This is a genomic window from Undibacterium sp. Dicai25W (assembly GCF_049340505.1).
Lineage (GTDB): Bacteria > Pseudomonadota > Gammaproteobacteria > Burkholderiales > Burkholderiaceae_D > Undibacterium > Undibacterium jejuense.
This window is the reverse complement of sequence record NZ_JBMPOQ010000006.1, coordinates 102,483-116,431: the sequence shown is the minus strand read 5'-3', so window position 1 is coordinate 116,431 and position 13,949 is coordinate 102,483. Positions and strand designations below refer to the sequence as shown.

Below are 13,949 nucleotides of genomic sequence, written 5' to 3'. Positions count from 1 at the left end.
TTAAAGTAATAATGGTGATTAATTATTCCTTAAACGCAATTGTGTCAGATAATCAGCGCGGAATTGCCGCAACACAAAGTCTTTAAAATTATTTTCCTTCAGGCTAGCCCATGCTTGCAAACGTGTAGCGGCTGATTGTTCTTTTGCCGCTGAGACCATCCCCTCTGTCACTTGAATCTTAGCTTCGGTCATCATTTCGTATCCATACAAGTCCATAAAATCACGGCACAAGTATTCGATAATTTCGATCTCCTGCATGCTCAATTGTTGTTTGAATTTATCTTTATTCGCCATCACTGGTGGAAAACTATTGGTTTCCCATAATGCTGATAACTGCGAAATTTGTTGCGCTTCCATTGAATGTGATACATCGAGCATTTCTGGCAAAAAGTCGATACCGAAAAACAAACAAATCCGGCGTAGTACGATTTCCTGGTTATTTAAAAAATCCTCATAACGTATCGTTAGAACGCGATCAGGATAATGAACTACAAGTTGTCGCGCGATTGTATGTGCCTCCACCCATGTCAAAGCATTCAAGGTTGAATCATAATCATGAATAATGGCGCGATTCATCGACGCCACCTGTGCCCTTGGATCTCGTACCACGTTGAGAAATAGCATATCAGGAAAGAGACTGAGTAATTCATCGGCATAGCGGACACTGTCCAAAGACTTATCCATCACCACCGAAGCACCATGTTGCTCACCGGCTCTAAGCAACAACTCTCCCAATATGCGATGAACGCTACGTTGTTCATGTTGAATTTTTTCGAAAATTTCTACCGGATCGAAGACAATATCCTTCCACTTCACCATACTGACGGATTGCAAGCCGATGACATCGACAATAAGCTGAAAATATTGGCGATCAACGGAAAGATCGCCATACTTCGCCAGTAAAGGCATGAAATCAACAATATGCAAAGGATAGGGAGAATAAAATTGCGGGCTGTTATTGAGGCGCAAACGTAGAGCGTGGCTACCGCAGCGCCGCAACGGTATCATCAAAACTGGCCGTGGTCTTGTTTGTGGGTTCGCAATCTCTGGGCGCCGAGTAATAACTTCTGCATCAAGCATGACTAACTCCGTTGTATGTTGTAGTTAAACGAAAGCACAGCCAGCTATCTGTCTTAGCAGCCTGTACTAAATGTCTTCGAAATACTCAAAGAAACGCCTGAAAAACTGTTCAACCTCAGCTACTTCTAAATGATTAATCCCCGCCGCTAATTGGCGCCCCCCGCCTTGCGGGAAAGTAGAACAAAACTCACTGGCAGGCTTCGCCTCGGGATGAGCGGAACGCACGCTCACAACGTAACCGCCAGTTGTTTTAGGAGTCAGCACCGCAAAAGAGAATTCTCTCTGTTCCTCGTGCAGTTTATTCGCCAGCAAACCTGAAATTCGTCTGGACCAGGAAGCATCTGGCAAAATATAAATAATGCTTTGTTTTCTGACTTCGACCGGATGCAAGTCATTTAAATAAGTCAGCTCTTCTGCATACGCAAATTGCAAAGCTAAAAAATGCGGAGAACTGCGAATAAAATCGAATGGATTTGCAAACCGATGCACTTCGCGATACAACTCGGCTGGGTGTACGTGCAAATCGGACAACTGCTCACCATAGGCATTGTAATTAAGCAATTTGCCTAATTCTTGCAATTGTCCGCGATCGACCCAGGTTAACCCCTGCTGCATACACATGCCATTTGCAGTGTGAATCAGGTTGTCACCAAATGCCGCAACAATGGCCCACATCACATAACGATCTTCCAGAAACCGACTGACCAAAATGCTGGTGCAAACATCTCTTGCTGCACTCCAATGCATTTCCAGACGTGGATGCTGAAAAGCTGACTTTGCTTCATGGTGATCAAAATACGTGACGAAGGCACCGGCGTCTAAATGTCGGCGCAAGGCATCCACATTGGTATCGAGTGAAATATCGAGTACGGTCAGATGATCACCCGCACGCACCTGAATTTTTTCTAGTAAAGCAATATCACGTTTGACACCGGTAACTTCAATGGCCTCTTGCGGGAATGCCATCCGCAGTTGATGCAAGGCGCAAATCCCATCTGCATCACCATTAAAGATGTCATAACAAACTGGCTTAGATTCGGAAATACTGTCCATGATAGGCCGCGCTCCGCTACTTGAGATAAGCTTGCCCCACAAGAAAATTAAACAATTGCTCAGCCGCGGCTTCGATAGTCGTGTTTTCGGTGTTGATTTCTAATGCTGGAGCTTGTGGCGCTTCATAGGGAGCGGAAATGCCCGTGAATTCAGGGATTCTTCCTTGTCGCGCTTTGACGTATAAACCTTTAGGGTCCCGTTCCTCACATTTAGAAACCGATGCACTAACGTACACTTCCAAAAATCGCTGCTCACCAATAATCGCTCGAGCCATCTCGCGATCCGCCTTATGCGGGGAAATTAAAGCGGTGATAGCTATCATGCCAGCTTCATTAAATAAATGTGCGACTTCTGCCGTACGCCGGATATTTTCCCGTCTGTCTGTGGCTGAAAAGCCTAAATCACTGTTTAGATGATGTCGCAAATTGTCACCATCCAACACGGCGCTGTGATAGCCGCGCCTTATCAATAAATCATCCAAGGCACATGCGATACTCGACTTACCAGAGGCACTTAGTCCCGTCAACCACAAGGTCACAGACACTTGCTGCAAAGAATGCTGTTTTACAGCTGAAGTCACGCTGGCGTAGTGCCAAGTGATATTTTCTGTATGAGCATTGGCGTTGGTCACAAAGCGACCAAACGTCTCACGTTTCACCTCTGCCGTCTTGGTATCGGCAAAAGTATTTACCAGGTTGAGAGATGTTTGCATGGCCAATACCCCAGTTAATTTCTTGAAATTGCGTTGCTATACCATTGCCTCTAAGATTTAGACGACTGATGTTTTTTTCATTCGTCTAAATCTTACTGAATACCTTCGCTAAAACTCATCCCAATCTTCCATTACCTGATTATGAGAATTAGATGCCTTTGTGTTGGCAAGACGTTTAATCTGTTTCAATGGTGCTGTGCTTTTTACTTTAGATTCTGCTTTTTTGACTAAAGGAACAACTTTACGTACATCACTTTTGGGGACCGCTTCATGCATGGCGTTTGCCAACACAGATCCTTGCTGATTACCAGCCAACTGGAAGGTACTGACCAATTCACTTAAATTGTCAGCTTGATCCTGTAAGGCGGTAGCCGCTGCAGCCGCCTCTTCGACTAAGGCCGCATTTTGCTGTGTAACGTCGTCCATCTGGACAATTGCTTCATTAATTTGTTCTATGCCTGCCGTTTGCTCCTGCGTCGCCAGCATAATTTCGCTCATGATACCCGTCACTTTTTGTATGCTTGTGACTATTTCTTCCATAGTGACGCCAGCTTGATCGACAAGTTTTGTGCCTGTTGCTACTTTATTGACAGAATCATCAATCAGCTTCTTAATTTCTCTGGCAGCTTCGGCAGAGCGTTGCGCCAGGCTTCGGACTTCGGAAGCAACTACCGCAAAACCACGCCCTTGCTCACCGGCTCTGGCCGCCTCTACCGCTGCATTTAACGCCAAAATATTGGTTTGAAATGCAATGCTATCGATGACGCCGATGATGTCGACAATTTTGTGCGAGGAATCGTTGATCGATCCCATCGTTTGTACAACCTCACTAACAACATGACCACCTTTGACAGCCACATCGGAAGCAGACATCGCCAACTGATTAGCTTGACGCGCGCTATCTGCATTCTGTTTCACGGTGGAGGTTAATTCTTCCATTGAAGAGGCGGTTTCTTCCAGCGATCCCGCTTGTTGCTCTGATCTGGATGACAAGTCCATGTTGCCTGAAGCAATCTGCTTAGAAGCAGTAGCTATAGTCTCCGTACCAGTGCGAACCATGCCAACGATATCGGACAAGCCATTGCGCATCGCGTTCATAGCATGCATCAGACTATGTTCATCCCCATGTTCTAGACGTATTTCCATACTTAAGTCGCCAGCGGCAATTTTTTCAGCAATTTGCACTGCATAGCGTGGCTCACCACCCAATTGTTTCAATAAACTGCGAACGATTAACCACGCACCTAAAGTGCCTACCAATAACGCCAATACACCCAAGATAAGCATTGTATTTCTGGTAGAAACATATTGATCCTCAGCTTCTTTGACCGCCACCTTATTTTGGCTTTCTTCGTCATCAATAAACGCGTTAATCTGATCCCACCATTTTTTTTGCACTGGCCGGTATTGGTAACGCAGATACTTATACGCTTCTTCAGACTGCCCATTCAGAGCGAGTTCCATACCTTTTGCGATGTATGGCTCGGACAAAGCAGCTTGCTCTTTTATCTCCTTAAGCAAACCCAATTGCAACGCACTAGGCTCCGGATCTTTCTTCAATATGACTTCCAGTTGATCAGCCGCATCATGATATTTTTTTTGTTGGGTCAGGATGCGTTCATGCTCAATTTTTTTTCCTTCTTCCTCTTTCAGCAAAATTAAATTGCGCAGAGCAAGCGCCCGCTCTGTCACAGTGAGGTACATGACACGCGCTAATCTCGTCTCTTCATCATTAAATTTAACGATTTGATCCATACGCGCATGCATTTGTTGCAAATTCATAACGCCTAAACCAAGTACTAACAGCAGAAAGCCGAGGACGAGCCCAAAACCTGCAATGAGGCGGGTCGACACTTTTGTATCTTCGATTTTCATGATTAATCCTAAGGCAGAAGAAGTAAGACAAAGAATACTAAGTAATTCAATTCAAACAAATGAGCATTCATTTTCCACATCTAAACGCTATGACCTAAGCGAGAGAGGCAACTATAAGCGCAAATTTGTTTCAAATAAGAATAGTGAATTTAATAATACTAAAATTTTATATAACAACAATATTTAATTGACAACATCGTTACAAAAATTCAAATAAATTTATCTGGCATTCAAAACGCTTCTTCTATTCACATTTGACAAGCGATTAATTTTTTTCGATGACGTTCAATACCAAAAAGAATCTTTCCCAATAACAATAGTTCACGAAGACACAGTGTTCAACATTCTTATATCAATATTACGAATATGAATATGGAATGACCAAAAAGAGGAAAAAATATCGTTACGAGGGAAGGTCAAGCCAGAACTGAGAATGAATTAACATTCAAAATGAAGGGGATTTTGAGTTCAAGGACGCCGTAATTTCTGGTGCGAACGTGAAGGCGTCAGATGTTCTTTTCGCCAGATATGAACATAGAAAGGAATGATGAACTGCTGGTCAATCTGACATTCCCCGAAGAAAAGCGAGGGACGCATCAGATCGACCTGAGAGATTTGAAGCAACTTGATTATTTGAACTGATGCGCCATGCATATATGGGCGATACCTGCTTCCATAAAAATCTCGCCATCGCGCACAAAACCTTCTCTGGCATAAAATTTCTCGGCAGTTTGTTGCGCATTCAGACGCACTGTGGTGTCGCCACGCAACTTTGCCTGCCTCATCAGCAAGCGAAGAATATCTGCGCCAACCCCTAAATTACGGGCACTTCCCAACACGGCCATTCTGCCAATATGTCCGTCTGGCAATAAACGTCCAGTACCTATGGCTTGTTGCTGTGCATCATAGGCTACGGCATGCAAACATTGAGCGTCCATCACATCCCATTCCAACTCGGCGGGTATTTTTTGCTCTACGACAAAAACCGCATATCGCACCGCCTGTGCGTCTTTTTGTAAAGTACTCCAATCTCCGAGGACAATATTTACGCCTGAATTCAAAGTTGTCATGTCAATTTCCTCCCGAGGGTTTGATGATTTCCAGAGTGTGTATTATCTCACGCCATTCATCTGGAACCGCAACGCCCTTACGCAAAGTGCTATCGGCGTAGACATACACAAGCTCACCGGAAATCAAATGCGCGTCACCCCGAAATATCTCCACGATAAATTGCATCGACGAACGCCCTAATTTATTGCACCTTACCCCCAGATCCAGCACATCGTCAAAACGCGCTGGTGAAAAATAATCCAGACTCGCTTTTCTGGCAAAAAGCTCCTTTCCATCGGCGGCTTGTGTTACCGCATTCGACAATCCGGTAGCACGCCAGTATTCGGTAAAGGCGACATCAAAGTAATTAAGGTAGTTACCATTAAACACAATTGCCTGCATGTCCACTTCTGACCAGCGCACGCGCAGGCTATGGAAAAAAGCAAAATCTTGGCGCGCCATGACTAGCCTTTCTTTGCTTTTTTAATCGTTCAGAAATTGCCGTATCAAGCGGTTGATGCGCTCCGGCTGTTCGTGCACCACCCAATGTGAACCATCAGCGATGCGTTGAATTTTTACGTTATCGACAAAGTTCTCTATGCCATCTAACAAAGTTTTAGGTAAGGCCTTATCGTTCTCACCCCATATAATTCGCGTCGGCACCTTGACCCTAAAATCATCCGGATTGAGCGACAGTTGTAAGGGGCCGCGATGTTCGGAGGTTGCTGGATGCAGCGGAGAAGCCCGATAATAATTGACCCCACCACTGAGTCCGCGTGACCAGCACGCGTGATATGCCGCTCGGGTTGCGGCGTCAAACCAGGTTGCTTCACCCTGACCCATGCCATTAAAAAAACCGTCCATCAACGAGAAATTATCTTTGGCTAAGGCATCCTCGGAACCGGGGGTTCGCAGCCAGTTCATGTACTCGCTCGCGGCTTGCTGCGCTGGATCGTGCGCCAGCGCCTGCATAAACAGGTAAGGATGTGGAGAGTTAATGATGATCAGCTTTTGCACAAGTTCTGGTAGTGCAATTGCAAGATTCCAGCACACTGCCCCACCCCAGTCATGCGCGACGATAATCGCTTGTTGATAACCCAGATGTGCAATCAACAAACGTAAGTCATTAACGATATGCCGTGCCTTGTATTCACTGATATCTGTCGGCATATCTGATAAATTAAAGCCGCGCAAATCAGGTGCAACGGCAAAATAATCCTCGCCAAATTCTGGCAATTGTGCAGACCATTCATACCAAAATTCAGGAAAACCGTGCACGAACAAGATTAAAGGACGACCCGCCTCACCCGCACTGGCGTAATGTAATTTTGTTCCATTATCCAGCTTCGCGAATTGACCAACATTGATTGTGGCTGCCATTGCAACTCCGTTTGAAAGACGTTACGCAAAAAAATATTCGACCCAACTTCAGGGCTTACATTTTTAATTTGGCGCGCAACATTTCACGAATATGCGGAGCAGCTTTGTAAGGATCACCTGGATTTCTTTGCAGGATAATATCTTCCATGCGTTCTTGCACATTGCTCAAAGCACCTGGATGAGAGAAGATATAAAATTGTTGATCGCGAATCGCTTTAAAGGTATTTTCGGCGACTTCTTGTGCTGTCACTTTACCTGAGCTAACCGCCTTATCAGAAATCGCCTGAGCAGCGCGCTGACTGCTTGTGGGCGCATCCCCTTTGACATCATCAGGACGGTTACGATGTGACTGCGATATGCCAGTTGGCACAAAATACGGACATAAAACCGAGGCGCCAATCGGTGCTTCCACCAGATCCAAATCCTGATATAAGGTTTCAGTCAAAGACACGACGGCATGTTTAGACACATTGTAGACACCCATCGCTGGCGCATTCAGCAAGCCAGCCATTGATGCAGTATTAACGATATGCCCTTCAAATTGAGGATCACTTTTGGCACATTCGAACATCAAATTAGTGAAAATTCTGGTGCCGTGAATAACACCCCATAAGTTAACGCCTAACACCCACTCCCAATCAGCCTGGGTATTCTCCCAAATCAAACCGCCGGATCCTACACCTGCATTATTAAAGACCAGATGTACAGCACCAAAGCGCTCCATTGCAGCATCTGCCAACCCTTGTACTTGTTCGGCATGGCGCACGTCACACAACTGCGCCAAGACCTGCGCTCCTTGCTGCTCTAGCTCTGCTTTGGTTTTATCCAAAGCATCTTGCTGCACATCAGCAAGCACCAATTTCATGCCAAGGCGCGCACCAATCAAAGCGAACTCACGTCCAAAGCCACTGGCCGCACCAGTGATCACTGCAACTCTGTCTTTAAATACTTGCATTGCGTCTCCTGTTTGATTTTATTGTCGTGCTGATGTACTTCCTTTTACCTTAAAACCTTTGCTTCTCACACCTGATAGGACAGATTAAATCGATATTACTAAATCAGTTTCACTAACTGCTTGCCGAAATTTTTACCTTTGAGCAATCCGATAAATGCCTCAGGAGCACTATCAATTCCTTCTGCAACTGATTCTCTGAATTTCAATTTTCCACTTGCCACTTGCGCACCTAATTCCTGCAATCCTTGCGGCCACAGATCCATATGTTCGGACACGATAAAACCACGCAGTGTCAAACGCATGGTCAAAAAGGTACGTGCATTTTTGATGCTGATCTGTTCGCCGTTATAGCCTGAGATCATGCCGCACAAAGCAATACGACCAAAGGGATTCATGCGTGCCAGACTGGCATCAAAAATCTCGCCGCCAACATTTTCAAAAACCGCGTCGATACCATCTGGTGTTGCTGCCGTCAGATCGGCGTGCAATTGGCCCGCTTTATAATCAACGCAGGCATCAAAACCTAATTCTTTGACTACATAGGCACATTTTTCCGCGCCACCGGCAATGCCAACCACGCGGCAACCCATTTGTTTGGCGAGTTGACCGACGACGCTACCCACCGCACCACTGGCAGCGGAGACAACAACGGTCTCACCTGATTTAGGCTGCATGATCTGCGTTAATCCGTACCAGGCCGTCAGACCCGGCATGCCAACCGCGCCAAGGTATGCTGACAACGGAATATGGGTCGTGTCTAACTTACGCAGTAACACACCGTCAGAAACACCGACTTCGGTCCAGCCTAACATGCCCAGAACTTTATCACCAACGGCAAAGCGTGGATTTTTACTAACGATGACTTCGCCGACTGTGCCACCTATCATGGTCTCATCAATTGCCTGCGGTGCTGCATAACTTTTCGCATCTTCCATGCGGCCACGCATGTAAGGATCGAGGGATAAAAAATGATTGCGAATCAAAACTTCGCCTTCGCTGATCTCAGGAATTGCCAGGGTCTCTAAACGAAAATTGTCAGCGGCAACCTGCCCTTGGGGGCGCGATGCAAGGACAATGCGTTGATAAGTAGAGGTCATTTTTTCTCTTTCATTTTGATAATGTTGATTGACGTTGACTTTAGCCACTCGTCGATTTTCGTTCGATGACATTAGTCACTGCCATATAATTTTTTCATATTCTCACCAGACTTGAGGCGACGTAAATATTTAAATGTACCCATCGCTTTAGCAATGAGCCGGTCACCATTCCAAACTTCGCCTTCACAAAAACACATCGTGGTCGATTGATAGAATGCTTTTCCACGCGCTTCAATACGACCGCCGGCAACACCACCCGGTTGCAGGAAGCTGGTTTTCATTTCGACGGTGACGACGCCTTTCAAATCTTCATGCAAAGAGCGACCTGCCATCGCCATGACAACATCAAGCAAAGTCATGATGACACCACCATGAGTAATTTGCCAACTATTCATGTGTTTTTCTGTGAGATCCAGCGACAATCTTGCGGTGCCATTTTCCATTTCCAGAAATTCGACGCCCATATCATGCAAGAAAGGATTCAGAATTGGAGATGGCTGTTGCAAATCAGCCTGTACAGTCTTGGTCGATTCCATCATTACACCGCAGACACACCGCCATCAATCGCCAGCGTCTGACCAGTAATGTGTTTGCCAGCGTCAGAGGCAAACAATACGGCTGCGCCTTTCAAATCTTCGTCGTCACCGATGCGTTGTAGCGGCGCTTCTTTGGCGAGCTTCTCTTCGCCCAGATGATCGAGTATGCCTTTGGTCATCTTGGACGGGAAAAATCCCGGTGCAATGGCATTCACGGTGATGCCATGTACACCCCATTCACCCGCCAGTGCGCGTGTGAAGTTGATGACTGCCGCCTTCGATGTGTTGTAAGCAATGGTCTGCATGGTACCTGGTGGGTTACCGCCCAAACCAGCGATTGATGCAATATTGATGATACGGCCAGAGCGGCGTGGAATCATCGAACGTTTACCAACTGCCTGAGACAATAAAAAGATGCTGCGGACATTGAGATTCATGACTTTATCCCAGGCTTCAACAGGATGATCTTCAGCAGGGGCGCCCCAAGTTGCGCCCGCATTGTTGATCAGGATATCTATGTGTCCGAGTTTTTCCAGTGCCGCATCGACTAGGCTGGTTACTGCTATTTCTTTCGACAAATCAGCGGCGATCGCGCTCGCTTCTATTCCACGACTTTGCAAGTGTGCAACCGCTTCATCCAACTCAGCTTGCTTGCGAGAAGAAATTACGATTTTTGCACCCTGCTCACCTAAAGCTTCTGCCATTTGCAAACCCAGACCACGCGAGCCGCCTGTGATCAACGCGGTCTTGCCACTAAGATTAAATAATTCCTGAACTGTACGGACTGCTTTCATTCTTGTTCTCCGATTGTTATTGGGATGAGATGTTGCCAAGTGAGTTTCGCCTAAGTTAATTAGATTTAAAACCAGTTGTCTTGCATTTCGTAAGTTGTGGTATCAATGTTGCCAAGCAAATCGAGTAATGGATGCACCTTAGGCAACTCCCAATGGAAGAAGTATTTACAAGCTTGCAGTTTGCCTGCATAAAAATCCGCATCGTGATGGTGTTCTTTGCCTATGCACAATAACGCTTGTTCCAGCCAGATCCAGGCGACCACCGCATGCCCAAACACTTCCAGGTAGGCTGATGCATTGGCTAAGGTTTTATTTGTGTCACCACAAGCATGTAATTGTTTGGTGACTTGCGCCAAACGCTGCAAAGCCCGCGCAAGCGCTTTACCGTACGCAACCAGTTCCGGCTGATTAGCGGCGCGCATCAGCGTCTTATGCATCAGTTCCCCCATGGCTTCGAGTGCTGCGCCGTCTTGCATGACGACTTTACGTCCCAGCAAATCCAGCCCTTGTATTCCATGTGTGCCTTCATGAATCGGATTAAGGCGATTATCCCGATAGAACTGCTCTACGTTGTATTCACGTGTGTAACCATAACCACCATGCACCTGAATCGCCAAATTATTCGCTTCCAAGCACCATTGTGAAGGCCAGGACTTAGCAATCGGGGTAAGAATTTCAAGAATCATCGCTGCATGCTGACGCGCTTCTGACGTCGTCGCTGTACGTTCTTCGTCGACCAATCTGGCGCAATATAAAGTCAATGCCAGGCCGCCTTCGACATAGGATTTTTGGGCTAACAACATGCGCTTAACGTCAGTATGTTGAATAATTGGAATTTGAGGTGCAGACGGATCTTTATTCAACGGCGAACGTCCCTGCGGACGATTGCGTGCGTAGTCCAGCGCATGCAAATAGCCGGTATATCCCAGCATCACGGCACCTAATCCAACACCAATACGCGCTTCGTTCATCATATGGAACATATTGCCGAGGCCACGATGCAAGGTTCCCACCAGATAACCTACCGCACCAGCTTTGCCTAAGGGTTTGAACTTACCTTCGCCAAAATTGAGCAAACAATTTGTCGTGCCACGGTATCCCATTTTATGGTTCAATCCAGCTAATACGACATCGTTACGTTCGCCGCTGGAACCATCGAGATTGAGCAAATATTTGGGGACGATGAATAATGAAATCCCTTTCACCCCTGCGATTAATTGACCATTTTCATCGGGAACTTTGGCCAAGACGAGATGAACGATATTTTCTGATAATTCATGATCACCGGCCGAGATCCACATCTTGTTGCCAGTGAGTCGATACGTACCATCTTCTTGCGGTTCAGCACGCGTAACAATATCCGACAGACTGGAGCCCGCTTGCGGTTCAGACAAACACATGGTGCCGAAAAAGCGACCTTCCAGCATCGGTTTGACAAACGAATTAATTTGCTCCGGCGTACCGCATTTAAGCAAGGTATTGGCATTACCTATCGTCAAAAAAGGATAGGAGGCAGTACCAACATTAGCACCTTTGAAGTACGCAAAGCCGGCTTTTTCAACAACGCACGGCAATTGCATACCGCCATATTCAAAATCCTGCCCTGCTGCCAACAAGCCCGCATCGCGAAACGCGTTCAATGCTTGCTTTACTTCGGGAATCATATGCACGACCTCGCCATCGAAATGCGGCTCGTTCTGGTCGTTTTTCTTGTTGTGCGTGGCAAACAATTCTGTCGCAATTTGTTCGCAAGTATCTAAGGCAGCATTGAAGGTTTCGCGATTATGATCTTCAAAACGTGTACGCTGATTTAATGCTTCAACATCCAACCATTCATACAGTAAAAATTCTAAGTCGCGACGGGAAAGGATTTTTGATTGCATGGCATTATTGAGAAAATAGCAAACCTGTAAAAAGATTCATGCAAGGCAAAATGACCGCCCGCCATTGCATGAACCTGCCAAAATGAACACGTCAGCTTAGTTTAGCGAAATTTAATCAAACGACCTCAAATAAGCCAGCGGCACCCTGCCCGCCACCGATACACATGGTAACGACCACATATTTAACGCCACGGCGCTTACCTTCAATCAAAGCATGACCTGTCAGACGCGCGCCAGACACGCCGTAAGGGTGCCCAACAGCAATGGCACCGCCATTGACGTTCAGCCTGTCCATAGGAATACCAAGTTTGTCTGCGCAGTACAAAACCTGTACTGCAAAGGCTTCATTTAATTCCCACAAGCCAATGTCTTCGACTTTTAAACCAGCTTTTTTCAATAACTTTGGAATCGCAAATACTGGACCGATACCCATTTCATCCGGTTCGCAACCAGCAATCGCAAAACCTCTGAAAATACCCAAAGGTTGCAAACCTTTCGCTTCTGCCAGCTTGCTATTCATCACCACGGCAACCGACGCACCGTCCGAAAACTGACTCGCATTTCCAGCGGAAATCACGCCACCAGGAACCGCCGAGCGAATCTTTGCAACCGCTTCCAAAGTAGTGTCTGCACGAATGCCTTCATCGGAAGAAATGGTCACTTCACGGGTTGTTAACATGCCGCTAGCTTTGTCTGCCACGCCCATTATTGTTGTCATCGGTACGATCTCGGCATCAAATAAGCCTTGCGCTTGTGCAGCAGCAGCGCGGAGCTGACTTCTGACACCATACTCATCCTGGCGCTCGCGCGAAATGTTATAGCGCTTAGCAACTGTTTCTGCAGTTTGTAGCATAGGCCAATAAACTTCTGGCTTGTGTTGCTTGAGCCAAGTCTCAACTAACATATGCGTATTGGCTTCATTTTGCACACAGGAGATTGATTCGACACCGCCTGCCGCGTAGACATCCCCTTCTCCAGCAATAATGCGCTGCGCTGCCAAAGCGATGGTTTGCAGACCAGATGAGCAAAAACGATTGACCGTCATACCCGCAGTGGTCACCGGACATCCGGCACGTAAAGCGATCTGACGCGCGATATTGCTGCCAGTCGCTCCTTCTGGTGTAGCACAACCAATAATCACGTCTTCAACCTCATCAGCCGCTATCCCGGCGCGACTAATCGCTGCGGCCAGCACATGCCCACCCAGAGTGGCGCCATGTGTCATGTTAAAAGCACCTTTCCAGGATTTTGCCAGGCCAGTACGCGCGGTAGAAACAATGACAGCATCAGACATGTGGGTCTCCAATCTTAGTATGTGTAAATTTAAAAAGCAGAAAAGCACCTTCGCCAACGAATCATCCAACTGATTCTGGACTTAAAAACATAATATAGCACGACCGTTCGAAAATATTTTATTTTTTTTATTTGAGCTAAAAAATGCCGCATAAACACAAATTTGCGTCGTTTCATTGCCACATTGTAAGCTTCTGTAAGTTTCAAGACAGTATCGCGTAAGTTTCAACTCGCACACTCA

The 13,949-nt window shown here is 46.4% G+C and carries 13 protein-coding genes; all 13 read right to left on the bottom strand.

Going from position 1 to position 13,949, the window contains the following annotated elements:
• Positions 1-18 precede the first annotated feature (18 nt).
• The 13 genes from ACO0KY_RS09245 to ACO0KY_RS09185 all read right to left on the bottom strand — a co-directional run bounded on the left by ACO0KY_RS09245 (position 19) and on the right by ACO0KY_RS09185 (position 13,709).
• Positions 19-1,080 carry a sulfotransferase family protein gene (locus tag ACO0KY_RS09245; RefSeq protein ID WP_423045470.1) on the bottom strand — a complete coding sequence of 354 codons (1,062 nt, stop codon included), beginning with the start codon at positions 1,078-1,080 and terminating at the stop codon, positions 19-21.
• A gap of 66 nt (positions 1,081-1,146) precedes the next feature.
• Positions 1,147-2,133 carry a hypothetical protein gene (locus ACO0KY_RS09240; RefSeq protein WP_423045468.1) on the bottom strand — a complete coding sequence of 329 codons (987 nt, stop codon included), beginning with the start codon at positions 2,131-2,133 and terminating at the stop codon, positions 1,147-1,149.
• 16 nt (positions 2,134-2,149) lie between these two features.
• Positions 2,150-2,845, bottom strand: a complete 696-nt coding sequence (gene cysC, locus ACO0KY_RS09235) for an adenylyl-sulfate kinase (RefSeq protein ID WP_423045466.1) — start codon at positions 2,843-2,845, stop codon at positions 2,150-2,152.
• A gap of 108 nt (positions 2,846-2,953) precedes the next feature.
• Complete coding sequence (locus ACO0KY_RS09230) at positions 2,954-4,720, bottom strand: methyl-accepting chemotaxis protein (RefSeq protein WP_423045464.1); 1,767 nt, start codon at positions 4,718-4,720, stop codon at positions 2,954-2,956.
• A 629-nt stretch (positions 4,721-5,349) separates the two neighbouring features.
• Positions 5,350-5,790: a GNAT family N-acetyltransferase gene (locus tag ACO0KY_RS09225; RefSeq protein ID WP_423045462.1), complete on the bottom strand. Its 441-nt coding sequence runs from the start codon at positions 5,788-5,790 to the stop codon at positions 5,350-5,352.
• A 1-nt stretch (position 5,791) separates the two neighbouring features.
• Positions 5,792-6,232, bottom strand: a complete 441-nt coding sequence (locus ACO0KY_RS09220; RefSeq protein WP_423045460.1) for an acyl-CoA thioesterase — start codon at positions 6,230-6,232, stop codon at positions 5,792-5,794.
• Positions 6,233-6,253: 21 nt separating this feature from the next.
• Positions 6,254-7,150 carry an alpha/beta fold hydrolase gene (locus ACO0KY_RS09215; protein WP_423045458.1) on the bottom strand — a complete coding sequence of 299 codons (897 nt, stop codon included), beginning with the start codon at positions 7,148-7,150 and terminating at the stop codon, positions 6,254-6,256.
• Positions 7,151-7,205: 55 nt separating this feature from the next.
• On the bottom strand, positions 7,206-8,105 hold the full coding sequence (locus ACO0KY_RS09210; protein ID WP_423045456.1) for an SDR family oxidoreductase: 900 nt from the start codon (positions 8,103-8,105) through the stop codon (positions 7,206-7,208).
• 98 nt (positions 8,106-8,203) lie between these two features.
• Positions 8,204-9,202 carry an NADP-dependent oxidoreductase gene (locus tag ACO0KY_RS09205; RefSeq protein WP_423045454.1) on the bottom strand — a complete coding sequence of 333 codons (999 nt, stop codon included), beginning with the start codon at positions 9,200-9,202 and terminating at the stop codon, positions 8,204-8,206.
• A gap of 71 nt (positions 9,203-9,273) precedes the next feature.
• Positions 9,274-9,738 (bottom strand): PaaI family thioesterase, encoded by a 465-nt coding sequence (locus ACO0KY_RS09200; RefSeq protein ID WP_423045452.1) that lies wholly within the window; start codon positions 9,736-9,738, stop codon positions 9,274-9,276.
• Positions 9,739-9,740: 2 nt separating this feature from the next.
• Positions 9,741-10,532 carry an SDR family oxidoreductase gene (locus ACO0KY_RS09195; protein WP_423045450.1) on the bottom strand — a complete coding sequence of 264 codons (792 nt, stop codon included), beginning with the start codon at positions 10,530-10,532 and terminating at the stop codon, positions 9,741-9,743.
• 65 nt (positions 10,533-10,597) lie between these two features.
• The gene (locus ACO0KY_RS09190; protein ID WP_423045448.1) at positions 10,598-12,415 is read right to left on the bottom strand and encodes an acyl-CoA dehydrogenase; all 1,818 of its coding nucleotides are present in this window, start codon (positions 12,413-12,415) and stop codon (positions 10,598-10,600) included.
• Positions 12,416-12,530: 115 nt separating this feature from the next.
• Positions 12,531-13,709 (bottom strand): acetyl-CoA C-acyltransferase, encoded by a 1,179-nt coding sequence (locus tag ACO0KY_RS09185; protein ID WP_423045446.1) that lies wholly within the window; start codon positions 13,707-13,709, stop codon positions 12,531-12,533.
• Positions 13,710-13,949: the final 240 nt, after the last annotated feature.

What these genes read in the sequence shown, in the direction of transcription:
- ACO0KY_RS09245 (WP_423045470.1), bottom strand. Translation starts at nt 1,080, where the DNA reads ATGCTTGATGCAGAAGTTATTACTCGGCGCCCAGAGATTGCGAACCCA.
- ACO0KY_RS09240 (WP_423045468.1), bottom strand. Translation starts at nt 2,133, where the DNA reads ATGGACAGTATTTCCGAATCTAAGCCAGTTTGTTATGACATCTTTAAT.
- cysC (WP_423045466.1), bottom strand. Translation starts at nt 2,845, where the DNA reads ATGCAAACATCTCTCAACCTGGTAAATACTTTTGCCGATACCAAGACG.
- ACO0KY_RS09230 (WP_423045464.1), bottom strand. Translation starts at nt 4,720, where the DNA reads ATGAAAATCGAAGATACAAAAGTGTCGACCCGCCTCATTGCAGGTTTT.
- ACO0KY_RS09225 (WP_423045462.1), bottom strand. Translation starts at nt 5,790, where the DNA reads ATGACAACTTTGAATTCAGGCGTAAATATTGTCCTCGGAGATTGGAGT.
- ACO0KY_RS09220 (WP_423045460.1), bottom strand. Translation starts at nt 6,232, where the DNA reads ATGGCGCGCCAAGATTTTGCTTTTTTCCATAGCCTGCGCGTGCGCTGG.
- ACO0KY_RS09215 (WP_423045458.1), bottom strand. Translation starts at nt 7,150, where the DNA reads ATGGCAGCCACAATCAATGTTGGTCAATTCGCGAAGCTGGATAATGGA.
- ACO0KY_RS09210 (WP_423045456.1), bottom strand. Translation starts at nt 8,105, where the DNA reads ATGCAAGTATTTAAAGACAGAGTTGCAGTGATCACTGGTGCGGCCAGT.
- ACO0KY_RS09205 (WP_423045454.1), bottom strand. Translation starts at nt 9,202, where the DNA reads ATGACCTCTACTTATCAACGCATTGTCCTTGCATCGCGCCCCCAAGGG.
- ACO0KY_RS09200 (WP_423045452.1), bottom strand. Translation starts at nt 9,738, where the DNA reads ATGGAATCGACCAAGACTGTACAGGCTGATTTGCAACAGCCATCTCCA.
- ACO0KY_RS09195 (WP_423045450.1), bottom strand. Translation starts at nt 10,532, where the DNA reads ATGAAAGCAGTCCGTACAGTTCAGGAATTATTTAATCTTAGTGGCAAG.
- ACO0KY_RS09190 (WP_423045448.1), bottom strand. Translation starts at nt 12,415, where the DNA reads ATGCAATCAAAAATCCTTTCCCGTCGCGACTTAGAATTTTTACTGTAT.
- ACO0KY_RS09185 (WP_423045446.1), bottom strand. Translation starts at nt 13,709, where the DNA reads ATGTCTGATGCTGTCATTGTTTCTACCGCGCGTACTGGCCTGGCAAAA.